Annotated in this window: 20 protein-coding genes; 3 read left to right on the plus strand and 17 right to left on the minus strand. The window is 72.0% G+C overall.

Features of this window, described 5'->3' with window-relative positions; translation table 11 throughout:
- Positions 1-76 precede the first annotated feature (76 nt).
- From BA175_RS10475 to BA175_RS10515, 9 genes are all read right to left on the minus strand, one after another.
- Complete coding sequence (locus BA175_RS10475; RefSeq protein WP_069171034.1) at positions 77-415, minus strand: STAS domain-containing protein; 339 nt, start codon at positions 413-415, stop codon at positions 77-79.
- 18 nt (positions 416-433) lie between these two features.
- Positions 434-1,024 (minus strand): Uma2 family endonuclease, encoded by a 591-nt coding sequence (locus tag BA175_RS10480; RefSeq protein WP_069171035.1) that lies wholly within the window; start codon positions 1,022-1,024, stop codon positions 434-436.
- 98 nt (positions 1,025-1,122) lie between these two features.
- Positions 1,123-2,400 carry a thymidine phosphorylase gene (locus BA175_RS10485; RefSeq protein ID WP_069171036.1) on the minus strand — a complete coding sequence of 426 codons (1,278 nt, stop codon included), beginning with the start codon at positions 2,398-2,400 and terminating at the stop codon, positions 1,123-1,125.
- Positions 2,401-2,519: 119 nt separating this feature from the next.
- Complete coding sequence (locus tag BA175_RS10490) at positions 2,520-2,933, minus strand: cytidine deaminase (protein ID WP_069171037.1); 414 nt, start codon at positions 2,931-2,933, stop codon at positions 2,520-2,522.
- Positions 2,930-4,195, minus strand: coding sequence for an ABC transporter permease (locus BA175_RS10495; RefSeq protein ID WP_069171038.1), 1,266 nt, complete (start codon positions 4,193-4,195; stop codon positions 2,930-2,932). The genes BA175_RS10490 and BA175_RS10495 overlap by 4 nt, the downstream gene beginning before the upstream one ends.
- Positions 4,192-5,310: an ABC transporter permease gene (locus BA175_RS10500; protein WP_069171039.1), complete on the minus strand. Its 1,119-nt coding sequence runs from the start codon at positions 5,308-5,310 to the stop codon at positions 4,192-4,194. The genes BA175_RS10495 and BA175_RS10500 overlap by 4 nt, the downstream gene beginning before the upstream one ends.
- On the minus strand, positions 5,310-6,893 hold the full coding sequence (locus BA175_RS10505; RefSeq protein WP_069172042.1) for an ABC transporter ATP-binding protein: 1,584 nt from the start codon (positions 6,891-6,893) through the stop codon (positions 5,310-5,312). Before BA175_RS10505 ends, BA175_RS10500 begins: the two co-directional genes overlap by 1 nt.
- 315 nt (positions 6,894-7,208) lie before the next feature.
- Positions 7,209-8,261 (minus strand): BMP family lipoprotein, encoded by a 1,053-nt coding sequence (locus tag BA175_RS10510; RefSeq protein WP_069171040.1) that lies wholly within the window; start codon positions 8,259-8,261, stop codon positions 7,209-7,211.
- Positions 8,262-8,399: 138 nt separating this feature from the next.
- Positions 8,400-9,614: a M20 family metallopeptidase gene (locus BA175_RS10515; RefSeq protein ID WP_069172043.1), complete on the minus strand. Its 1,215-nt coding sequence runs from the start codon at positions 9,612-9,614 to the stop codon at positions 8,400-8,402.
- 307 nt (positions 9,615-9,921) lie between these two features.
- On the opposite strand from BA175_RS10515, the gene BA175_RS10520 reads away from it, so the two are divergent.
- Entirely contained in the window at positions 9,922-10,632 is a 711-nt protein-coding gene (locus BA175_RS10520) for a DUF5701 family protein (protein WP_069171041.1), read from the plus strand.
- 133 nt (positions 10,633-10,765) lie between these two features.
- Here BA175_RS10520 and BA175_RS10525 read toward each other — a convergent pair whose 3' ends face one another.
- The 4 genes from BA175_RS10525 to BA175_RS10540 are packed head-to-tail and all read right to left on the minus strand — an operon-like array spanning position 10,766 to position 15,431.
- Complete coding sequence (locus BA175_RS10525; protein ID WP_069171042.1) at positions 10,766-11,806, minus strand: hypothetical protein; 1,041 nt, start codon at positions 11,804-11,806, stop codon at positions 10,766-10,768.
- Positions 11,807-11,817: 11 nt separating this feature from the next.
- Positions 11,818-12,750, minus strand: a complete 933-nt coding sequence (locus BA175_RS10530) for an N-acetylneuraminate synthase family protein (protein WP_069171043.1) — start codon at positions 12,748-12,750, stop codon at positions 11,818-11,820.
- Between the two features lie 12 nt (positions 12,751-12,762).
- A complete protein-coding gene (locus BA175_RS10535; RefSeq protein WP_069171044.1) occupies positions 12,763-14,004 on the minus strand; it encodes an acylneuraminate cytidylyltransferase in 1,242 nt (413 codons plus the stop codon).
- A gap of 41 nt (positions 14,005-14,045) precedes the next feature.
- Positions 14,046-15,431 carry a DUF6716 putative glycosyltransferase gene (locus tag BA175_RS10540; RefSeq protein ID WP_069171045.1) on the minus strand — a complete coding sequence of 462 codons (1,386 nt, stop codon included), beginning with the start codon at positions 15,429-15,431 and terminating at the stop codon, positions 14,046-14,048.
- Between the two features lie 208 nt (positions 15,432-15,639).
- Between BA175_RS10540 and BA175_RS10545 the strand changes: the two genes are divergently transcribed.
- Both BA175_RS10545 and BA175_RS10550 read left to right on the plus strand, forming a co-directional pair.
- A complete protein-coding gene (locus tag BA175_RS10545; protein ID WP_069172044.1) occupies positions 15,640-16,623 on the plus strand; it encodes a glycosyltransferase family 2 protein in 984 nt (327 codons plus the stop codon).
- On the plus strand, positions 16,620-17,969 hold the full coding sequence (locus tag BA175_RS10550) for a polysialyltransferase family glycosyltransferase (RefSeq protein ID WP_069171046.1): 1,350 nt from the start codon (positions 16,620-16,622) through the stop codon (positions 17,967-17,969). Before BA175_RS10545 ends, BA175_RS10550 begins: the two co-directional genes overlap by 4 nt.
- A gap of 6 nt (positions 17,970-17,975) precedes the next feature.
- Here the strand turns inward: BA175_RS10550 and BA175_RS10555 are convergent, their stop codons facing one another.
- The 4 genes from BA175_RS10555 to leuE form a co-directional block, all read right to left on the minus strand.
- Positions 17,976-19,124, minus strand: a complete 1,149-nt coding sequence (locus tag BA175_RS10555) for an acyltransferase (protein WP_079159493.1) — start codon at positions 19,122-19,124, stop codon at positions 17,976-17,978.
- 455 nt (positions 19,125-19,579) lie between these two features.
- Positions 19,580-20,926: a polysialyltransferase family glycosyltransferase gene (locus BA175_RS10560; RefSeq protein ID WP_069171047.1), complete on the minus strand. Its 1,347-nt coding sequence runs from the start codon at positions 20,924-20,926 to the stop codon at positions 19,580-19,582.
- A 3-nt stretch (positions 20,927-20,929) separates the two neighbouring features.
- Complete coding sequence (locus tag BA175_RS10565; RefSeq protein ID WP_069171048.1) at positions 20,930-21,895, minus strand: glycosyltransferase family 2 protein; 966 nt, start codon at positions 21,893-21,895, stop codon at positions 20,930-20,932.
- 195 nt (positions 21,896-22,090) lie between these two features.
- Complete coding sequence (leuE, locus tag BA175_RS10570; protein ID WP_069171049.1) at positions 22,091-22,756, minus strand: leucine efflux protein LeuE; 666 nt, start codon at positions 22,754-22,756, stop codon at positions 22,091-22,093.
- Positions 22,757-22,844 lie beyond the last annotated feature (88 nt).

Here is a 22,844-nt window from a genome sequence, read left to right on the forward strand (position 1 = left end):
ACCGACCACGCGGCGAGTGCGCGTGCCAGGCGCCGCCGGGCAGACGGGACTTTCGCAACACGGCCTGGACGCCCGGTCACTCGGGAGGCCGTACGTCGGCCACCCCGTGGGCCAGGCCCACCAGGTCGAGCAGCGCCCGGCATCCGGCCGGTACGTTGCACAGCCGCAGCTCCACGCCCCCGGCGCGGCGCGCGACGAGTCCCAGCCTGGCCACCGCCTCGACCAGGGCCAGGTCAGGACGCACCACCCCACCCAGGTCGCACTCCACCAGGACGGTCTCCGGCGCACCGTCCAGGAGGGCCTCCAGCTCGGCGCAGAGCCCCGGTACGTCGGCCCGGGTGACACGGCCGGTGAGGACGAGGGCGCTCGGAGTGGCGTTCACACCACATGGACCGGCGGGGTGCCCGGAACTCATCGGCCCGGCGGGGCTGTCTCAGCCCGCCGGGAGGTTCCCCGTGTCCAGCTCCAGCCCGAACGGCTTCGGGAGCGTCAGCGTCTCGCCGTACTCCACCGCTTCCAGGACCCGGTAGGTGCCGTCGCTCGGCTCCCCGTACAGGGTGGCGGTCGGGCGGCCGGTGTGCCACGGGTCGAGGAGCAGGAACAGCGCGACACCGGCCTTGGCATATCCGTGCGCCTTGCCGATGCGGTCGTGGTTGGCGTTGGCCGGTGAGGTGATCTCGACGACGAGCCGGGCCTCTTCCGCCGGTACGCGGTTGCCGGGGCCGCCGACCACGGCGCGCGGCACGACGACGAGATCGGGGATGTACAGCCCGGCCCGCCCCGGCACGGACACCCCGAGCGTCTGATAGATCCCCCAGTCCTCCGGAATCACGGAGTAGAGCCTGCGCTGGAGCAGCTCCGCGGTGGTGTTGTGGTCCTTGGACGGCGGTGGCGACACGGTGACGATCCCCTCGATGATCTCCACCTTGCAGCCCTCGGGTGCGTCCGTCTCCTCCCAGATCCGGACGAGGTCGTCCCAGTCCTGGCCGTAGCCCGGCACGGGATCGACGGTGAGTGCGCTCATGGCGGTCTCCTCTTATCGGTGCGTCACCGATCCCAGCATGCCGAACGGGACCGGCGGTGGTCCACCGGTCCCGTTCACCCGAAAGAGAAAAGCGCAGGTCAGGCGATACGTTCCCGCACGACCGGCGTGGCGGTGAACGGCGTGCCGGCCGGGGCGATGTCGTACGAGCCGGGCAGCGCCTCCAGCGCGTACCCGAACTTCTCGGGGGTGTCCGTGTGCAGGGTGAGGAGCGGCTGCCCCTCCGTCACGACGTCGCCCGGCTTGGCGTGCAGTTCCACTCCGGCACCGGCCTGCACCGGGTCCTCCTTGCGCGCGCGGCCGGCGCCGAGACGCCAGGCGGCGACACCGACGTCGTAGGCGTCCAGGCGCGTCAGGACGCCGGACGACGGGGCCGTGACCACGTGCTGTTCGCGGGCGACGGGCAGCTCGGCGTCCGGGTCGCCGCCCTGGGCGGAGATCATGCGGCGCCACACGTCCATGGCGGAGCCGTCGGCGAGGGCCTTCTCCGGGTCGGCGTCCTTGAGCCCGGCGGCGTCGAGCATCTCGCGGGCGAGCGCCAGGGTCAGGTCGACGACGTCCTTCGGGCCGCCGCCGGCGAGGACCTCGACGGACTCGCGTACCTCCAGGGCGTTGCCCGCGGTCAGACCGAGCGGCGTCGCCATGTCGGTGAGCAGCGCCACGGTGCGCACGCCGCTGTCGGTACCCAGGGCGACCATGGTGGAGGCCAGTTCGCGGGCGTCCTCGATGGTCTTCATGAAGGCGCCGGAGCCGACCTTGACGTCCAGGACGAGCGCACCGGTGCCCTCGGCGATCTTCTTGGACATGATCGAGCTGGCGATGAGCGGGATCGCCTCGACGGTGCCGGTGACGTCGCGCAGCGCGTACAGCTTCTTGTCCGCGGGGGCCAGTCCGTCGCCCGCCGCGCAGATCACGGCGCCGGTGGTGTCCAGCACGTCCAGCATCTCGGCGTTGGAGAGGTGGGCGCGCCAGCCGGGGACGGACTCCAGCTTGTCGAGGGTGCCGCCGGTGTGACCGAGGCCCCGGCCGCTGAGCTGCGGCACGGCCGCGCCGCAGGCGGCGACGAGCGGGGCGAGCGGAAGGGTGATCTTGTCGCCGACGCCACCGGTGGAGTGCTTGTCGGTGGTGGGACGCGAGAGGGTGTGGAAGTCCATCCGCTCACCGGAGGCGATCATGGCGGCGGTCCAGCGGGCGATCTCGGTGCGGTTCATGCCGTTGAGCAGGATCGCCATGGCCAGCGCGGACATCTGCTCGTCGGCGACCTCGCCGCGGGTGTACGCGTCGATGACCCAGTCGATCTGCTCGGGGCTGAGCTCGCCGCGGTCCCGCTTGGTGCGGATGACGGAAATGGCGTCCATGGTCCTGGGTGTCCTTCCGGCAGGGGTGCGCTACGCAGAGTCCTCACTGACTCTACGCGCATAGAGGGGAGATACGGGCGTGGCCCTCCCGGTCGTCGGGAGGGCCACGGCGGTCGTTCCTATCCGAGGTGCTGCGGCCCGAACGCCTGCGGCAGCATCTCGTCGAGCGTACGCAGACCGTCCGGGGTCTCCAGGACGAGCCCCGGCCCCCCGAACTCGTACAGCAGCTGCCGGCACCGGCCGCACGGCACGAGCACCGCGCCGGCGCCGTCCACGCAGGTGAAGTGCGTCAGCCGGCCTCCGCCCGTGGCGGCCAGCTGGGAGACCAGGCCGCACTCGGCGCACAGGCCGATGCCGTACGAGGCGTTCTCGACGTTGCAGCCCGCGACGGTGCGCCCGTCGTCGACCAGGGCGGCCGCCCCGACGGGGTAGCCCGAGTAGGGGGCGTACGCCCGGGACATGGCCTCCCGGGCGGTCTCCCGCAGGGCGTCCCAGTCCACGGGCGCGGGCGGACCCGCGGGCGGGGGCGTCACTTGCCCTCGCCCTTGCGGTACGGCATGCCGTCCGCCTTGGGCATCCGCAGCCGCTGCGCCGACAGTGCGAGCACCAGCAGCGTCGTGACGTACGGGGCGGCGTCCACGAACTGGCTCGGAACCTGGTCGGTCAGCGCGTACCAGGTGAACAGCAGCGCCGAGACGGCCGCCGAGACCACCGCCGCCACGTACTTCTTCCGGTACAGCTGCCAGAACACCACGATCACCAGCAGGATCGCCAGGAGCAGCAGCATCGCGTGGACGTTGTCGGCGCCGCCGCGCAGCTTGAGGCTGTCGGTGAAGCCGAAGAGCCCGGCGCCCAGCGCCATGCCGCCCGGCATCCAGTTACCGAAGATCATCGCGGCGAGGCCGATGTAACCGCGGCCGCCGGTCTGGCCCTCCTGGTAGATGCTGGTGGCGACGAGGGCGAGGAAGGCACCGCCGAGCCCGGCCAGGCCGCCGGAGATCGTGACGGCGATGTACTTGTACTTGTAGACGTTGACGCCGAGCGTCTCCGCGGCCACCGGGCTCTCACCGCAGGAGCGCAGGCGCAGACCGAACGCCGTCCGCCACAGCACCCACCAGGTGACCGGGATCAGCAGCAGGGCGACCACGGTCAGCAGGGACAGTCCGGTGACCAGGCCGCCGATGATGCCGGCGAGGTCGGAGACGAAGAACCAGTGGTGCTGCTGGAGGTCCTGCATCCAGTCCGACAGCCCGGGAACGGTGATCTTGTCGATCTCCTCCAGGCGCGGTGACTGCTTGGAGGAACCGCCGGGCTCCTCGGCGAACGTGAAGTTGGACAGGTAACGGGTGACGCCGACGGCGAGGATGTTGATCGCCACACCGGAGACGATGTGGTTCACCCCGAACGTGACGGTGATGACCGCGTGCAGCAGTCCGCCGAGCGCACCACCGATGATCCCGAACAGGACACCCATCCAGGGGCCCCACTGGAAGCCCGCCCAGGCGCCGAACCAGGTGCCGAGGATCATCATGCCCTCGAGCCCGATGTTGACGACCCCGGCCCGCTCGGCCCAGAGGCCGCCGAGGCCGGCCAGGCCGATCGGCACGGCGAGTTCCAGGGCGCCGCGCACCTGACCCACGGACGTCACATCGTTCGCCCCGCTGATCAGGCGGACCAGCGAGACGAGGGCCAGCGCCCCGGCGATGACCAGGAGGACGACGGGCAGGGAGAGCTTGCGTCGGCCGCCGCCCTTCCGGGGGGCGACACGTGCGGCGGAGACATCGCTGGTGCTCACAGGGCCGCCTCCTTCTCGGTCGTGAGGGCGTGGCCGGCAGCGAGCTCCTCGCCGACCTTCTGCTGCTGACGGCGGGTCCCGTAACGCCGGACCAGTTCGTAGCTGATGACGACGGAGATCACGATCAGGCCCTGCATGATCGTGGCGATCTCCTTCTCGAACCCGAACTGGTCGAGCGACGAGGAGGCCTTGTCCAGGAAGGCGATCAGCAGGGCGCTGAGGGCGATGCCCACGGGGTGGTTGCGGCCGAGCAGCGCGATGGTGATGCCGGTGAAGCCGATGCCGACCGGGAAGTCGAGGCTGTAGGTGTGGGTGTCGCCCAGCAGCGTGGGCATCCCGGCCAGACCCGCGACGGCGCCGGAGATCAGCATCGAGGTGAGGATCATCTTCTTGGCGTCCACGCCGGAGGCCTGGGCGGCGCTCTCGCTGGCGCCCGTGGCCCGCAGGTCGAAGCCGAAGCGGGTGCGGTTCAGGACGAACCAGTAGACGAGGCCGCAGCCCGCGGCGACGAAGGTGAACCCGTAGATCTCACCGGCTTCGGCGCCCAGGGAGAGTCCCGGGAACCAGCCGGACTCCGGGATGTCGCCCGTCGTCAGGTTGTTGGAGCCGGCCGCCTGCTCGCCGAAGTTCTTCGGCAGGATCAGCCAGGCGATCAGCGAGGTGGCGATGGAGTTGAGCATGATCGTCGCGACGACCTCGCTCACTCCGCGGGTCGTCTTCAGGAACCCGGCGATACCCGCCCAGAAGGCGCCCACCAGCATCGCGACGATCACGATGAGGAAGATCTGCAGCGGGCCGGGAAGGTCCACGCTCGCCCCGACCAGGGCGGCCATCATCGCGGCGAGACGGTACTGCCCGTCGACGCCGATGTTGAAGAGGTTCATCCGGAAGCCGATGGCGACCGCGAGCGCCGCGAGGTAGTACGTACCGGCCTGGTTGACGATCAGCACCTGCACGTCGGAGTACGAGGCCTGCTCGAACAGCAGCCGGTACAGCTCGAACGGATCGCGGTTCGAGATGAGCAGGACGACGGTGGTGAGCGCGAAGGCCACCACCAGGGCCAGTACCGGACCGGCGAATCCCAGGACGATCCGGTCCTTGTCGAATTTCTTCATCAGGCCTCGTCCTCCGGTGCTGCTTCGAGGTGACCGGCGGCGGCGCCGGTCATGGCCGAGCCCAGTTCCTCGGGGGTGATGGTGGCGGGGTCGGCGTCCGCGACGAGCCGGCCCCGGTACATGACGCGCAGGGTGTCGGAGAGCCCGATGAGCTCGTCCAGGTCCGCGGAGATGAGCAGGACGGCGAGCCCTTCGCGGCGCGCCTCACGGATCTGGTCCCAGATCTGAGCCTGGGCGCCGACGTCCACGCCGCGCGTGGGGTGGGCGGCGATCAGGAGCTTGGGAGCGTGGCTCATCTCGCGGCCGACGATCAGCTTCTGCTGGTTGCCGCCGGACAGGGAGCCGGCGGTGACCTCGATGCCGGGGGTGCGGACGTCGTACTCGCGGACGATGCGCTCGGTGTCGGTGCGCGCCGCCTTCGGGTCCAGCAGGAAACCGCGGCTGTTGGGCTTCTCGGTGACGTGGCCGAGGATGCGGTTCTCCCAGAGCGGGGCGTCCAGCAGCACACCGTGGCGGTGGCGGTCCTCGGGGATGTACCCGATGCCGCTCTCGCGCCGCTTGCGGGTGGGGACGCGGGAGATGTCGTCGGCGTCCAGGGTGATGACCCCGCTGTCCGGGGTCCGCATCCCGACGAGCGCCTCGATCAGCTCGGTCTGGCCGTTGCCCTCGACGCCCGCGATCCCGAGGACCTCGCCCTTGTGGATCGTGAAGCCGACGTCGGACAGGACGTCACGGACGACCCCGTCCGGGTCCGTCGCACCGAGGGAGAGGCCCTCGACGCGGAGCATCGGCACATCCGTCACCGTGGACTCACGCGTCTCGGGCGAGGGCAGTTCGCTGCCGACCATCAGCTCGGCGAGCTGCTTGGTCGTGGTGTTCGCGGGGTCGGCGGTGCCCACCGTCGTACCCCGGCGGATCACCGTGATCTCGTCGGCGACGGAGAGGACCTCGCCGAGCTTGTGCGAGATGAAGATGACGGTGAGCCCCTCGGCCTTGAGCTCGCGGAGGTTCGCGAAGAGCGCGTCGACCTCCTGCGGGACGAGCACGGCGGTCGGCTCGTCCAGGATGAGGATACGGGCGCCGCGGTAGAGGACCTTGAGGATCTCCACGCGCTGGCGGTCGGCGACCCCGAGGTCCTCGACGAGGGCGTCGGGCCTGACGCCCAGCCCGTACGCGTCGGAGATCTCCATGATCTTCCTACGGGCGGCGGAGCCGATGCCGTGCAGCTTCTCACCGCCGAGGACGACGTTCTCCAGCACGGTGAAGTTGTCGGCGAGCATGAAGTGCTGGTGCACCATGCCGATGCCGCGCGCGATGGCGTCGCCCGGGTTGGCGAACGACACCTCCTCGCCGTCCACGGCGATGGTCCCCTCGTCCGGCTTCTGCATGCCGTAGAGGATCTTCATCAGGGTGGACTTGCCGGCGCCGTTCTCACCGACGAGGGCGTGGACGGTGCCCTTGCGGACGGTGATGCTGATGTCGTGGTTGGCGACGACACCGGGGAAGCGCTTGGTGATGCCGTGCAGTTCTACGGCAGGGGGACTGCTGGACGCGTTGATGACGCACTCTCCTTGGCCGGACAGGAGCGGGGGCACAGGGGCAGAGGGGCGGGGGTGAAGTTATCGCGCCTCGGGCTGTCTACACGCGTAGCGCTGCCGAATCGTAAAACGTGGGCACCGAGCACGGACCGGACACGTGGTCCGGGTCCCGTACGAGCAGGACACTGCGACGGGCGGATCTTCTCCGGGGTTCTTCTTGCGCGTTGTACTTCGGGTTTTCCGCGACGGGTACGCGGGCCCCGCGACGCCGCGGGCTTTCCGGCGGCGGGGACCCGTGGGCCCGGAGCGGCGTGGTGCGCGCTCCGGGCCCACGGGTGACCGGTGTGACGACCTGGGTCGTTACGGGGTGGTCTTGACCGTGATCGTGCCGTCGACGATTTCCTTCTTCGCCTTGTCCACGGCGGCGATGACGTCCGTCATCTTGGTGAAGGCCGGGTTCGACATGGCCAGGCCGACGCCGTCCTTGGCGAGGCCGTAGCGGACCTCACCGGACTGCGGCTTGCCGTCCTGGACGGACTTGATCAGGTTGAGGACGGAGTCCTCGACGTCCTTGGTGACCGAGGTCAGGATGGACTCCTTGTAGGCGGCGAGCCCTTCCTGCTGGTACTGGTCGGAGTCGACGCCGATGTTCCACTTGCCGGCCTTGGAGACGGCCTCGATGGCACCGGAACCGGCCAGACCGGCCGCCGAGTAGACCACGTCGGCACCCTTGTCGAGCTGGCCCTGGGCGGCGGCCTTGCCGAGGTCCGGCTTGGAGAAGCCGTCGAAGTTCGGCGGCTGGGTCAGGTACTGCGGGAGCACCTTCACCGAGGGGTCGGTGTCCTTGACGCCCTGCTGGAAGCCGGCCTGGAACTTCTTGATCAGCGGGGTCTCGACACCACCGATGAAGCCGACCGTCTTGGTCTTGGTGACCTTGGCGGCGGCGACGCCCGCGAGGTAGGAGCCCTGCTCCTCGTTGAAGACGATGTTGGCGATGTTGGCGCCGGTCACCGAGGCGTCGTCGATGATGCCGAAGGTGGTCTTCGGGAACTTCGGGGCGACCTTCTTTATGGCGGGGGCGTAGGCGAAGCCGACACCGATCACCGGGTTGTTGCCGGCGCGGGCCAGCGAGGTGAGGCGCTGGACCTTGTCCGCGTCCGACTCACCCTCGGAGGGCTCGGCCTCGGTGCCCTTGACGCCGAGGTCCTTCTGGGCCCGTGCCAGGCCCGCGTAGGCGGCGTCGTTGAACGACTGGTCGCCACGGCCGCCGATGTCGTAGGCGATGGCCGTCTTGTCGGCCTTCGAGTCGGTGGTGCTGGTGGACGAGGAGGACGACTCGCCACACGCCGATACGCTCAGCGCGAGTGCCGCGGACATGACGCCCACGGTGGCAATCCTGGTGATCCGGCGCAAGGGAAGGCTCCTTCAAACCTGACCGAAGCGCCTCTTCCGGCGCTGGTTTCGCCGCGATCGTAACGCGCGTAGATGTCAGATAAGGACCTGTACGGAAGCCGTTATCGGATCGTCGCGAACAGCAGGTGTCCTGTCCGGTTACGAACGGTTGCCGTCGAGCAACGCAGAGGCGGTGAAGAGCTCGACCCCCACGGTGATCGCCTCCTCGTCCACGTCGAAGTTCCCGCGGTGCAGGTCCAGACCGCGGGTGTCCCCCGGCGTACGCACGCCGAGCCTGGCCATGGCTCCCGGCACGTGCTCCAGGTACCAGGAGAAGTCCTCTCCGCCGAGGCTCTGCTCGGTGTCCTCGATCGCATACGATCCGCGGCGCAGCGTCATCGCGGCGTCGAGCAGGCCGATGGACTCCGCGTCGTTCACGACGGGCGGCACGCCCCGGACGTAGTCGATCACCGTCTTGGCCCGGTGCATTCCGGCCACTTCGTCGACCGCCGCGTGGACCATGTCGGGTGCCTGCCGCCAGGTCTCCAGATCGAGGCAGCGGACCGTTCCGGACAGCTCGGCGTGCTGCGGGACGACGTTGGGCGCGTGCCCGGTCACCAGCCGGCCCCAGGTGACGGCGAGCCCGGACCGGGCGTCCACGCGCCGCGCCAGCAGGGCGGGCACGTCCAGCGCCACCCGGGCCGCGGCGGTGACCAGGTCGGTGGTCAGGTGCGGGCGGGCCGTGTGCCCGCCGGGGCCGTCGAGGGAGATCTCCAGACGGTCGCAGGCGGAGGTGATCGCGCCGATCCGCAGCCCGATCTTCCCCACGTCCACCTTCGGGTCGCAGTGCACCCCGATGATCCGCCCGACGCCCTTGAGCACCCCGGCGTCGATCGCGTCGGCCGCTCCGCCGGGCAGCACCTCCTCGGCCGGCTGGAAGAGCAGCCGCACCGCGTGCGGCAACCGCCCCTGCCGTTCGAGCTCGCCGAGCACCAGCCCGGCGCCCAGCACGCAGACGGTGTGGACGTCGTGCCCGCAGGCGTGCGCGCGGTCGGGCACGGTGGACCGGTAGGAGACCCCGGCCTTGGTGTCCGGGATCGGCAGCGCGTCGATGTCCGCGCGCAGCGCCAGCATGGGCGTGACGCCGTCCCATTCCCCCACGTCACAGATGAGGCCGGTGCCTCCGGGAAGCACCTCCGGCGCCAGGCCCGCCTTCTCCAGTCTCGCCTTGATGGCGGCGGTGGTGCGGAACTCCTGGTTGCCGAGCTCGGGATGCATGTGCAGGTCACGCCGGAAGGCGATCAGCTCGGCACGGAGCTCGTCGGAGAGGATGCCGGGCATGGCGGCCTCGGCGTGGGGGGTGCGGGACTTCACGTGGTTCACCCAGTGAAGGGTAGGCCCCTTCGCCCCCCAACTGACCACAGATCAACAAAACTTCAGCCGCTCAGCGGAACAGAAAGCGGCGTCGCGGCGTGTGACGGCCGAGGGGACTGGGTATGCTCCGGCCTTTTCCTCCACTCTTTGCCCCTGGACCGTCGTGGGGCTGCGGGGCGCCCGCGGGCGTGGTGGCCGTCGCGGCCCCTGCCTCACCATGGCCTGAATTCATCCGGGGCGCGGGCACTCGGCGGGCGGCGGGGGCGTTGGTCCTTGAGCCGTTCGCCTCGCTACCCCTGGGAGCATCGTGCCCGACCTCAAGCGCGCCACCCCCACCGCTCTCCCCGCCCTGCCGCCCCTGACCGTCCAGGCCGAGCGGCTGATCGAGCGGGGAGTCCATGAGATCGCGGGGCTGTCCGCGACCGGGCTCCGCGCCTTCGCCGGGACGGCCGAGGCTGCCGAGGCCTTACGGGGCACCGGGGGCACCGGCAGCCCCCTGCTCGCCGTGCACCCCGACCGGGCACCCGCCTCCGCCCTCGCGCCGCTGCTCCGCCACGACGGGAAGCCGGGCTTCGTGGTGACCGACATGACCGACGTCGACCTTTTCACCCCCCTCGGCACGGTCGCGCTGCCCGACGCCCCGCTCTACCTCGTCACCGGCCTCGACCGCGGCGACCGGATGGCCGGCTGGACACCGAACGAGGCACTGCCCCACCTCGCGGCGGAGGCACGTACCCCCGTGGTGCTCACCGAGGGCATCCACTGGGTACTGCAGCAGCCCTCCGTGCTGGAGCGCAACCACTGCTTCATGACGATCGGCTCCCGGCTGCACAAGGCCGGAGGCGCACTGGACGCCCGCACTCCGGCCCTCTGGATCAGCAACGGTTCCGGGCGGGACGGCGCCGAGCGCCGCAATGCCCCCAAGGTGGGCTGGTGCTGGGCGGGGAACCGGCACACCTGGCTGGGCTTCGCCTCCGCCGCGGGCCGTCGGGGGGCGGAGCCGCCGCAGCCGACGTGAGCGGTGCGGCAGCGCGCGGGCGAGGACCCCGTGCACCGCAGGACCCCTTCCCGGGCGGCCGCCTGGCTGCCCGGGTGTCCGGCCCGACCCGCCTGTCCCGGCCTCCCCCGCGCGGGAGGCCGGCCGCGGCGGATCAGCCCTCCGCGACCGCCGTCGCCCGCCACGGGGCCAGCCGCTGTGCGTCCCTGGCCGTTTCCGTGACCCCGCTCAGGAAGCCGTGCGCGCGCGGCGAGGCCGTGTCGCGCAGCCACTCAGGCGCTATGTCGCACACCGCGACCTTCACCCCCGTACCCGCCAGGGCGAGCGGCAGGGTGTGGACCACCGTGGACGGGAAGCTCAGGACCGTGTGGCCGATGGGGCCGCGCCGGGCGATGAGCTCCAGGGGCAGGTCCGGGCGGACGATCTCCAGGCCGGTGGCGGCTTCCAGGGCGTGGAGCTTCTCGGCGGATTCGCGGCGGTGGGCGAAGTACCGGGTGGCGCCGTGGGCACGGGCCAGGGAGGCGACCGCTTCCTCGTACGGGGCCGGGTCGACGACCCCCGTCTCCACCAGCGACGTACCGACCATGTCGGCCCCCTTGGTGACGGACGGCGGGCCGAAGCGCTCCCGGGTCCAGGCGAAGGTGTTGGGGGTGACCTCGACGCCCTCCGGGGCCTCCACCGGCATCGCGGTGAACACCTCGACCGTGCGGGTCGCCGAGGGCGTGAAGCTGCGGCGGGCCGCCGAGGTGACCGGGGCCAGCAGCAGTTCACGCGGGCCCCGGCTCCCCCGGCGATGCCAGCGCACCAGCCGTTCGCCGCCGGCCAGCTGGGCGACGAACTCCATGGTGGCCGTGCCGTCGTCGACCACCGTGATCCGACGGGCGCGGACCAGGCTGAGCAGCAGTTGCACGTACCTCGAGAAGGGGTCCCCGATCAGGATGTGATCGGCCTTGCGGATCAGCGCGGTCAAGGCGCGCAGGGCCTTCAGGGGCGCGCCGGCCTCCCCGCGCGCCTCCTGCCAGCGCACGGTGACGCCCTCGTCGCGGGCCAGCTCCGCCATCCTGCGCAGCTGGCCGCGCGACATCGGGTCGACCGGGGGGAGGACGACGACCGTGGTGCCGGGTCCTCCCCTGGTGTGGGTCCACTCCAGGACGTTCAGGAGCTGGACCGGGCTCTCGACGAAGGCGAGGTTCACCGGTCGGCCCGTCAGACCGCGACCGGCTCGGGCGCGGCGCTGTCGCTCCCGGCGACGACACCCGCGACCCGGCGGAGCTTCTTCATCGGGCCGAGCTCCGACTCGTACACCTTCTTCACGCCGTCGCCGAGCGACGCCTCGATGGTGCGGATGTCGCGGACCAGGCGGGTGAGGCCCTGGGGCTCCACGGAGGCGGCCTGGTCGGAGCCCCACATGGCGCGGTCCAGGGTGATGTGGCGCTCGACGAACGTGGCGCCGAGCGCGACGGCGGCCAGCGTGGTCTGCAGGCCGGTCTCGTGGCCGCTGTAGCCGATCGGGACGTTCGGGTACTCCTGCTGGAGGGTGTTGATGACCCGCAGGTTGAGCTCCTCGGCCTTCGCCGGGTACGTGGACGTGGCGTGGCAGAGCAGGATGTTGTCGCTGCCGAGGACCTCCACCGCGTGCCGGATCTGGCGCGGGGTGGACATGCCGGTGGAGAGGATGACGGTGCGGCCCGTGGCGCGCAGGGCGCGCAGCAGCTCGTCGTCGGTGAGGGAGGCGGAGGCCACCTTGTGCGCGGGGACGTCGAACTTCTCGAGGAAGGCGACGGCCTCGGTGTCCCACGGGGAGGCGAACCAGTCGATGCCGCGCTCGGCGCAGTGCTCGGAGATGGCCTGGTACTCGGCCTCGCCGAACTCGACGCGGTGGCGGTAGTCGATGTACGTCATCCGGCCCCAGGGCGTGTCGCGCTCGATGTCCCACTGGTCGCGCGGGGTGCAGATCTCCGGGGTGCGCTTCTGGAACTTCACGGCGTCGCAGCCGGCTTCGGCGGCCACGTCGATCAGCGCGAGGGCGTTGTCGAGGTCACCGTTGTGGTTGATGCCGATCTCGCCCGTCACGTAGACGGGGTGGCCGGGGCCCGCGGTGCGGGAGCCGAAGGTACGCAGACGGGAGGTGCCGCTCATGGTGGTGCTTCCTTACTTGGTGGGGGTGGTGACAGGGGTTTCGGTGGTGAGGGTGGGCCCCAGGAGCCAGGCCGCGATCTCGCGGATGGCACCGAAGCCGCCGGGGGTGGTCGTGACGGCGCGCGCCGCGGCGCGTACCGAGTCGTGGGCGCTCGCCACGGCGACGGGCCAGCCCGCCAGGCCGAAGCAGGCCAGGTCGTTGACGTCGTTGCCGACGTAGAGCACGCGGTCCGGGTCGATCGACTGCTCCTCGCACCACTGCTTGAGCGCCAGGTCCTTGCGGTCGATGCCGTGCAGGACGGGGACCCGGAGCTTGCGGGCGCGGGCGGCGACGACCGGGTTCTGCTCGGTGGACAGGATGAGCAGCGGAAGGCCTGCCCTGCGCAGGGCTGCGATACCGAGGCCGTCGCCGCGGTGCACGGCGACGGTCTCGCGGCCGTCGGAGTCGATGAGGACGCGGTCGTCGGTCTGGGTGCCGTCGAAGTCGAGCACGACGGCGTCGATGTCCGCGCGGACCGGCAGCGGGGACGGGTCGAGGAGGGGCGCGAGGGCGCGGGCGCGGGCGAGGTCGTGCGGGTCGTCGATCTCCAGCACCCGGGCCGGGTCGGTCTCCACGAGCGCGGTGTGGCCGAAGAAGCGGTGGCGGTGGGTGCGGAAGCCGGGGACGTCCATGGCGTACGCGGCCCCGGTCTCCAGGAAGTCCTGGGGACGGTCCTGCCGGCGGGGGCGCACGGCCTTGTCGTGGTTGACGCCGTACGTCCCGTCCTCGACCGCGCTGCCGTCGCGCCACACGAAGCCGTGGAAGGGGGCGACGGTGACGGCCGTGTCGGCGCCGTCCCGGGCGACGGCGGCGGCGACGCCGTCTATGTCCTGACGGCTGACGAAGGGGCTGGTGCACTGGACGAGCAGCACCACGTCGGCCGTCCGCCCGCCGGGCAGGGCCTCGTACGCGTCCAGGGCGTGCAGGACGGCCGCCTCGCTGGTCGCGGTGTCTCCCGCGATGGCCGTGGGGCGCTGCACGCAGTGCAGCCGGGCCGCGTCGCCGAGCGACTCCGCCGCTGCCCTGGCCGCGTCCGCGATGGCGCCGTCGTCGGTCGTGACGACGACGTCGGTGACCTCGGGGGACGCCAGGCAGGCACGGACCGCGCGGGCGACCAGGGGGACGCCGCCGACCTGGGCGAGGTTCTTGGCGGGGACGCCCTTGGACCCGCCGCGGGCGGGGATCACCGCGAGCACGGTGGGGGTCGGTGGCATGGCTGCTCCTGAAGTGGTGGGTGCGGCGGCGGGACGGGCGGTCACAGCTCGCCCATCCGGCGGATCACCGGGGCGACGCGCTGGACGCCGTGGCGGTAGGCGCCGCGGGCCGCGTTGCGGACGGTCTCGCGCACCGCTCCCCTGACCCGGCCGGTCTCCTTGGGCGCGGTGGCACCCGGCAACGGGTGGCCGTCGGGGCCCAGGTGGTGGCGGGCGAGGATGCCGGGGAGGTATCCGGGGGCGGTGGCGGGGGTGTAGTAGGGGGCGAGGGCGGGGAGAGGTCCGCCGGCCAGCAGGTCACCGACCCGGGCCCGGGCGGTGTCGTACGCGGCGGGGTACGAGCCGTCCGCGGCCACGCCCTGGCCCGCCAGCCACTCCTCGTCGGGCTCCGGGCGGAACCCGCCGTCGAGGTGGTCCCAGGACGTGATGAGTCCGGAACCGATGAAGTGGTGGTTGCCGAGGGCCTCGCGGACGCCGAGGTCGGAGAGGATCGCGGTCGGGATCCGCCGGTGCAGGGATTCGAGCGCGGCGGTCGAGGAGACGGTGACCAGCAGGTCGGTGCGGTCCAGGACCTCGCCCATGTGGCCGTACACCAGGCGGAAGTTGGGCGGCAGACCGCCCGGGATCCGCTCCGCGAGGCGCTGGTAGGGGAGCTCCTCGATGTGGGTGGTGTGCTCGCCCGGCTTGGAGCGCAGCTTCAGCAGTACCTCGCGGCCGGGGTGCAGCCGGGCGTGCTCGACGAGCCGGCGCAGCAGGTACGTGCGCTCCGCGCGGGACGCCGGTACGGAGGGCTGGGCGGCGAACACGACGGTGTCACGGCCCTCCTGCGCCCGGTGCGGCTCTCCCCCGAGGAACGGCAGGGCGGCCTCGGTGACGGCGGACGCGTCGGCGCCGACCCCCTCGTACACCGCGCGGAAACGCTCCGCGTCGTGCCGGGAGTTGGCGAGCACGACGTCGGCGCCGTGCCGCAGCAGCAGCCCGTCGGCGAGCTTCTCGTAGACCACCCCGACGTAGCCCGTGACGACGACGGGCCTGCGCGGCAGGGCGAGGGCGGCCAGGCCGTGCAGCATCGCCTGGACGGCGCCGCCGACGAGGGCCAGGACGACGAGGTCGTACCCCTCGTCCCGCACGGTGTGCAGGAACTCGACGGCGGTCACCTCCCGCACCCGGCCGGCGTCCACGCCGACCTCCCCCACCTCGGCGAGCTGCCGGGGGGTGGGGGTGGCCCGGCCGCGCAGCAGCAGCCCGCTGATCTCGACGGGCCGCTCCCGCGGTCCCGCGCCGGCGGTCCCGGCGAGGCGGCGCGCGGTGAGCGCACCCCATTTCCACCGGGTGTCGGAGTCGGCGAGCACGGCTATGCGAAGAGCCGTGCTGTCGGCTGCTGGGGTGACGGCCGGATCAGCCGCGTTACTGGTACGAGGGGGCACGCCGTAAAACGTAGGAAGGCTTTCCGAGCCGCGGCCCAACGTGGTGGCAACAGATGGTTAACAGCCCGCCGACGGTTGGCGAATCGACCCCTCGATCGGGTGAACCACCCCTGAATTCGGGCCGGTTCACCTTTCCGCCGCACCTCGTTCACTTTCCGTACGGGCGGAGGACAAGGCACATGCCGTGACCGCGTCTAGCGTGACGCGGGTGGTTAAGCTCTCCGTCATCGTGCCGTTCTACAACGTGCAGACATACGCCCCCGACACCCTCAGAAGCCTGCGTGACAACGCCCGCGAGGACTTCGAGTTCATTCTCGTCGACGACTGTTCGACCGACGGGACGCCGGAGCTCCTGCGCCGCGCCGAGGACGAGATCGCGGGAGTGCGCGTCCACCGGCACGAGCGCAACGCCGGACTGGCCACGGCCCGCAACACCGGACTGGACGCGGCCCGTGGGGAGTACATCGCCTTCCTGGACGGTGACGACTGGCTGGCACCCGGCCACTACGCCCGGCTGCTCGCCCGGACGCAGGCGCTGGGCTGCGAGTTCGTCCGCACGGACCACGTCCAGGTCACCGGCAGGTCCCGTACGGTGCGCCGCGTCCCGCACGGCAGGCGCGGGGAGGTGAGTTCCCCCCGGGAGGCGATCCTGCCGGCCCATCGCACCACCTCGGTGGACTACGCGTTCGCCTGGGCGGGGCTCTACCACCGCACCCTGCTGGAGCGGGGGCTGCTCCACTTCCCCGACGGGCTGCGCACCGCCGAGGACCGGCCCTGGATCTGGCGGTTGCACCGGGAGGCGGAATCCTTCGCGGTCCTGGGAACCCTCGGCCATTTCTACCGGCGTGGAGTCGCCACGTCACTCACCCGGATCGGCGACGAGCGCCGGCTGGATTTCGTCCGCGCCTACAACCAGCTTCTCGGCGAGACGGCGGCGGACCGGGACGCGGATTCCCTTCTGCCGAAAGCAGTGCGTACGTACTGTGCGGTCATCGCCCACCATGTCGGCGCCGTCAAGGAATTCGAACCGTCCCTGGCGCGGACGCTGAAGTCCCTCTGTGCGACGGCCCTTCAGGAAATGCCCCAGAACCTGCTGGACGACACCCTCGATTCCATGGACGTACGACGGGCGACCCTGCTGCGCAGACTGCGCCGCCGGACGTCCGCCGTGAAGGAGGCGGCTTCCGCGTGACCACCCAGATCTACGTCGCCACCTCCCTGTACGGCACGGCCGTACTCGCCGCCGCGCTCGACGCGGGCCGCTTCCCGGCCGCCGGGCGCCGGGTCCTGCTGCTGTGCGACACGGCGGCCGTCCCGGAGGCCGCGCCCTCCGTCGGCGCCCTGCCCGGATTCGAGGCGCTGCGCACCCGCTTCGACGAGGTGCGCTCCTGGAACGACACCGTCTCCCCCCACCACCCGGCCGCCTGGACGCCCCGCGCCGACGACGTCCCCCTGTGGGAACGCCATCTGCGGCGTGCCTGGCACCTCGGGGACGACGAGGTCGAGCTGGTGCTCCCCTCGCCGCACACCGCCCCGGCGCTGACTCTCGCCCAGATCCTCACCGGCGGCCCGGTCACCGTCTACGCCGACGGGATCGATGCCTACGGCCCCACCGGCGGCAGACTCCCCCCGCTGGTCGGCACCCGGGTACGGCGGCTGCTCCTCCCCGACCTGGTGCCCGGCCTGCGTCCGCTGCTGCTGCGCGAGTTCGGGGTGGAGCCCGAGCCGCTCCCGGCCGAGGCGCTGCGCACGGTTCTCGGTGAACTGGCGGACGGATCCGGGCCGTGGGCCCTTCCGTCCGGCCCGGCGCTCCTTCTGGGCGAGGGCCTCTCCGCCGCCGGGCTGATCTCCCCGGCCGAGGAGGAGGAGCTCCATCTGCGCATGGTGCGCGAGACCGTCGCCCTGGGCCACACCCGTCTGCTGTTCCTCCCGCCCGCGCAGGAACCGGTCCCCTGGTCCTCGGCCCTGGCCGCCGAGGCCGCCGGGCTCGGTGCCGAACTCACCGTGCCGGACGCCGGTCCGTCCGGCGGCCCCGCCCTCCCGGAGGCCCTCTACGAGCGGATACGCCCGGCCCTGGTCGTCGGCTGCTCCGCGACCGCGCTGTTCACCGCGGCCACCCTGTACGGGCTGCCCGTCGCCACGTCGGGCACCGGCATGCTGCTGGAGCGCCTGACCCCGTACGAGAACCCGGCGCGGACCGCGGCCACGATCGCCGACGCCCTGCTGCCCGGCCTCGCGGACCCGGCCGCCGTCGCCGGCCGGTCGACGCCCACGGCGGCGGACGTGTCCCGGGCCCTGGGCGGCCTGCTGCCGGCGGTCGGATTCGCCATGCAGCCCAGGGTCCTCCCCGGCCTCCGCCCGGCCGCCGAGAGCTATCTGTCGGAGCATCTGGACGCCCGTACCTGGCGCTACTTCAAGCGCCGCCGCCTGGTGTCGCTCGCGCTGCCCGGCGTGGTTCCCCACCGCCTCGCCTTTGTCCGCCGGAGCACCACACTCCGGCGCCTGGCGCGGCGGGCCCGGGCGGTGGCCCGCCGCTGACGGCTCTCAGCCCAGCAGGCGGGTCAGCCCGAGGCGGGTCCACAGCAGGGCTGCGGTGAAGGAGAGCGCGGTCGTGGCGGCCGTCACGCCCACCACGAGGGCGGCGGCCGCCGGCCAGGCCAGGTCCGTCGTGACCAGCGCGTCGGTGAGGAGGCCCAGGATCAGCACGTGCACCATGTACGCGCCGAACGAGGCCCCCGCCAGCCGGTTCAGCGCCGGGACCAGGCGGTCCGGAACGCGCAGACGGTGCAGGGCGAGCAGCACCCCCGCGCTGAACGCGGCGACCAGGACACTCGCGTACGGGATCGTGTAGTGCACCCCGTGCTGGTACGCGACGATCGCGGCCAGGGCGGCCCCGGCGGGCAGGAGCCACAGCAGGCGGCGCCGGGCGGACCTGCCGGCGGGCAGCGCGAGCAGCAGGGCGCCGAGTACGGCGTAGACGAGCTGGTACGGGCCGAAGCCCCAGCCGAAGCGCGGCAGATCGAGATCCGTGAGGGTGGACAGGTCGCCGAAGAGGGACGGAGCCGCGCCGAGGACGAGCAGGCCCGCGCCGAGCCCCCAGGGGCGTCTGCCGGACTTCACCAGGGCGGCGAAGGCCAGCAGCATGATGACGGGGATGTAGGCGTACAGGTACCAGAGGTGGTAGGCGGGGCGCACCGAGGCGAACAGCGAGTCGAGGGCCAGATCGCCGACGGGGACGTCGCCGGTACCGCGCAGCCGGCCCCACGCCAGGTAGATCACGGTCCACACGGCGAGGGGGACGACGATCCGCACGATCCGCCGCCACAGTTGCCGGCCGTCCCTGACCGGGGCGCCGACGAGCACCACCCATCCGGCGATCGCGAAGAACAGGGGGACGGCGAAGCGGCCGGCGGAGTCCGCGACGAGGCCGGCCCAGTACGTGCCGGGGCCGTTCGAGGCCTCGCGGCCGGCCGTGTTCACGAAGGCGGAGCCGGTGTGGCAGAGGATCACACCGACCGAGCAGAGCAGCCGGATCAGATCGATGTCGTACCGGTGTTCGCGGCGCTCGCGTGGAGCCGGGGCCGCCTCCGCGGCGACGGCCGGCTGTGCGGGGGCGGGGATCGCTGATCCGTCCGGTGCGGCGGGGGGCGGCGGGGAGGCGGCGGAGGAAGGCGAGGAGGCTGAGGATGGCATGGTCCTCGAAGGCTATGAACGCCGGGCGACGGGGTGAACTCCGCCCGGATGAACAGTGGCTTCGTCCGGGTGAACAGTCGCGTCGCCCGGGTGTCGCGCAGGTGGAGTTCCGGTGCCTACCCGGCCTCCGATGCCTACCCGGCCTCCGATGCCTACCCGGCCTCCGATGCCTACCCGGCCTCCGATGCCTACCCGGCCTCCGATGCCTGCCCGCCTCCCGTGCCTACCCGGCGCTCTCGCGCCTGCCCGGCGCTCCCCCCGCCTCCCTCACGCTCCCGCGCCTCCCCACGTTCCCGTGCCTACCGGCACTCCCGTGCCACCCCCACCGCTCCCGCGCCTCCCTCATGCTCGCGTGTCTGCCGGCGCTCCCGCGCCTCCCCGGCGCTCCGGTGGCGGCATCCGGCCGATACTCGGCGTACCGCCGCCCCGGCCGGGGCGGCGGCCCCGGGGCCCGGTCAGAGGCCGAGGCTGCTGCGAGTGCGCCGGACGGTGCGGCGGAGCCGCACCGCGGCTCCGCGCGGGCCGCCGCCGGGGAGGGTGAGCCTCTGCAGCCGGCGCCGCTTGAAGTAGTGCTGGGTCCCGGCGTCGAGGTGGGCCCGGAGCCAGGCCTCGGCCTCCGGGCGGAGCGCCGGGTGGAGACCGGACTGCATGCAGTAACCGATCGTCCGGACCAGCGGCCCCAGGGTGTCCGGCGCGGTGGCGGGCAACGCCCCGACCGGCTCGCCGCCCTGCTCGTCCAGATCGGGAACGAGGTGGTCGACGATGGTCAGCGGGATGCGGTTGCTGTTCTCGTACGGGGTGATGCGGTCCAGGACGAGGCGGGTGCCGACCCGGGCGACGGGGATGCCGTAGTACACCGCGGCCGTGAACATCGCGGTGGAGAAGCAGCCGACGACGAGGCTGGGGGCACACCGCTCGTAGAGGGTCTCGGCGAGCAGCGGGCTGTCCAGCGTGGTCAGCCGCACCCCCTCCGCGGCGGCGGCGTCGTCCAGGGCCCGGGAGTAGCGGGCCGGTGCGGTGGGGTGGGGCTTGAAGAGGATCGAGGTGTGGCCCGCGCGCGCCGCGCCCCTCAGCATGCGCAGGTGCAGGTCCTCCTCCTCCTCGGGCGTCAGGATGCCCAGGGCGGCGAGGTACTGGCCCAGGAGTACGGCGGTGGGCGCTTCCGCCTCGACGGCCGCGAGCCGGCGGTCGCCGTCGGCGGCGCGCGCGATTTCGCCGAGCACCTTACGGAAGGCGTCGTCGGGCACGAGTTCGGGTTCGACACCGGATTCGGCGAGCAGCAGCGGCTTCAGCCCGTTCACCAGGTCCAGGTGGAGGACCCGCTGGATACGGCAGGCGATGGACCTCGGAACCTTGTTGCGGGTCGGGCCGTAGCTCATCAGGCCGTCGGCGTAGACGTGCACGGCGCTCTCGGAGAAGATCGCGGCCAGTGCGCGGGCCGGGTTGACCTGGATCGACTCGACGGCGAGGTCGACGGGTTCTCCGGGGGCGATCCCCCAGGCGAGGCGGAAGGCCCGCTGCCACAGCTCGGTCTCCTCCGAGCGGGGGCCCCAGCCGCTCGGGTGGTGCGGGCTGATCGCCTCGTTCCAGTCGACGACGGAGTCGAAGCGGGCGGCGATGTCTCCGTAGCCGCGCATCTCCTCGAGCCGGAGGGCGGTTTCGGGTATCTCCGCGTTGTTGGAGACGAGCAGGACGCGGCGACTGTCGTGGCCCGGGCCGAACTGGCCGGCGTCCAGGGCCGCCGCGAGTGTGGCCGCCCCGTACAGGGTGGATACCTGGAAGATCTGGGTGCGCGTGGACATGGGTCAGGCGGCCTTCTGCTTGTCACGCAGGCGGTTGAGCAGGGTGCTGCGCCTGGTGTCCATCATCGTGAGGGTGCGGTCGAGCACGGGCTGCGGCATGCGGTGCAGCGCGGCCGTCGATTCCTGGCGCAGGCGCCGGAGCGTGGCGGGTTCGTACGCGTCGGCCTTCTCGTTGTGGAAGGCGATCATCGCGCAGTAGGTGCGGACGGCCTTCGGCAGGAGGATGTCCGCGTCGCGGTCCTCACGGAGCTGACCGAGCAGCGTGTCGTACGCGGGGAAGAAGTCCAGTTGGCGTGAGTCCTTGATCTGGGTGAGGGACGTGGTGACGCCCCGCCGGTAGAAGATGCCGTACAGGCTCAGCGCCGCGTACGTACGGGCGTTCAGGTGCAGCTGCCAGACCCACAGCCGGTCCTCGGCGGTCCGCAGCCGGGTCGTGAACCGCTGGCCGCCGTCCTCGAAGAGCCGGCGGTGGTAGATGCCCGCCCAGACGAAGGGGTAGTCCACCATCGTCTCCCACTCCGGTGACGCGATGCCCTCGCGCGGGTCCATGACGGTGTCGCGGAGCCGGGCGGGGGCCCGCCGTACGACACGGCTGGTGCCGGTGGCCTGGACGTGGTCGGTGCGGGCGAAGTCGCAGTCGAGCTCCTGCGCGGCGTGCAGCAGCCGGGTCAGATGGCCCGGGGCGTACCAGTCGTCGCCGTCCAGGAAGGTGACGAAGTCACCGCGGGCGGCGTCGATGCCGCTGTTGCGGGCCGCCGCGATGCCCACGTTCGTCTCGTGCCGGATGACCCGGGCCTGCGGGAGCCGGTCGGCCCAGCGGTCGACGAGTGCCGGTGTGTCGTCCGTGGAGCAGTCGTCGACCAGCAGGAACTCGATGTCCGGATCCGCGTTCCGGGCGAGACTGCCCAGCGTCGCGTCCGCGAAGGGGGCGACATTGTGGAGCGGTACGACAACGGACAGTTTCGGCACGCGGGCCCTCGCCTTCGGGTCATGGTCCGCACACGCTAATGAGCCCGGTGGAGGAGCGGGTGTCGCCCGGCCCGACGAACGGTGAACTCTGGGCAGCCGGGAAGTGACCGGGGCCGGGGCCGCACCCGGGCCCCCTCGCCGGCGGCCCGGCCTGCGCCACTGGGCGGTTCCGGCCCGGCCGTACCGTCCCGAGTCTCAGACGCCGCTGAACGAGAGCTTCGCCGCGAAACCGAGGAACAGCACACCGGCCGCCGACGTGGCGCCGGCCGACAGCCGCCTGCGGCGGCGGAACGCGGCGGACAGGCGGGTGCCGCCGAATATGAGCGTGGAGAGGTAGAGGAAGCTGCCGATCTGCAGCAGGGTGCCCAGCAGCAGGAACGACAGGGCCGGATAGGCGTATCCCGGGTCGACGAACTGCACGAAGAAGGAGATCAGGAACAGGATGGCCTTCGGGTTGAACAGGCTCACCACCAGCGCCCGCCGGTAGGGGTGCTCCTGGGACGCCGGCACCGGAGCGGCAGCGCCTTCCTCCGTCAGCTCGGTCACCCGCCGGTGCCGCTCCCGCCACATCGACACGGCGGCGCGCAGCATCCCGATCGCCATCCAGGTCAGATAGCCGGCGCCCGCGTACTTGACGACGGCGAAGAGCAGCGGCGTCGTCTGCAGCAGCGAGGCGGCGCCCAGCGCCGACAGCGTCATCAGGACCGCGTCCCCGGTCCACACCCCGGCGGCCGCCACATAGCCGGTGCGCACCCCGCGCCGGGCCGCGACGGACAGCACGTACAGCGAGTTGGGCCCCGGGAGCAGAATGATCATCACGAGGCCGGCGAGATAGGTCGGAAGGTCGGTGACACCCAGCATGGACGGAGTGTCGCACGCGCGTGCGACACTCCGTCCAGGTGGTCCAGGATGCGGCGGATCAGTCCTCTTCGCCGTCCGGCAGCCGGTC

Source organism: Streptomyces griseus, assembly GCF_001715295.1.
In the GTDB taxonomy this organism is placed as follows: domain Bacteria; phylum Actinomycetota; class Actinomycetes; order Streptomycetales; family Streptomycetaceae; genus Streptomyces; species Streptomyces griseus_G.

Coding starts and splice junctions, on each gene's coding strand:
- BA175_RS10560 (WP_069171047.1), bottom strand. CDS start 20,926: ATGTCCACGCGCACCCAGATCTTCCAGGTATCCACCCTGTACGGGGCG.
- BA175_RS10535 (WP_069171044.1), bottom strand. CDS start 14,004: ATGCCACCGACCCCCACCGTGCTCGCGGTGATCCCCGCCCGCGGCGGG.
- BA175_RS10475 (WP_069171034.1), bottom strand. CDS start 415: ATGAGTTCCGGGCACCCCGCCGGTCCATGTGGTGTGAACGCCACTCCG.
- BA175_RS10500 (WP_069171039.1), bottom strand. CDS start 5,310: ATGAAGAAATTCGACAAGGACCGGATCGTCCTGGGATTCGCCGGTCCG.
- BA175_RS10555 (WP_079159493.1), bottom strand. CDS start 19,124: ATGCCATCCTCAGCCTCCTCGCCTTCCTCCGCCGCCTCCCCGCCGCCC.
- BA175_RS10530 (WP_069171043.1), bottom strand. CDS start 12,750: ATGAGCGGCACCTCCCGTCTGCGTACCTTCGGCTCCCGCACCGCGGGC.
- leuE (WP_069171049.1), bottom strand. CDS start 22,756: ATGCTGGGTGTCACCGACCTTCCGACCTATCTCGCCGGCCTCGTGATG.
- BA175_RS10480 (WP_069171035.1), bottom strand. CDS start 1,024: ATGAGCGCACTCACCGTCGATCCCGTGCCGGGCTACGGCCAGGACTGG.
- BA175_RS10485 (WP_069171036.1), bottom strand. CDS start 2,400: ATGGACGCCATTTCCGTCATCCGCACCAAGCGGGACCGCGGCGAGCTC.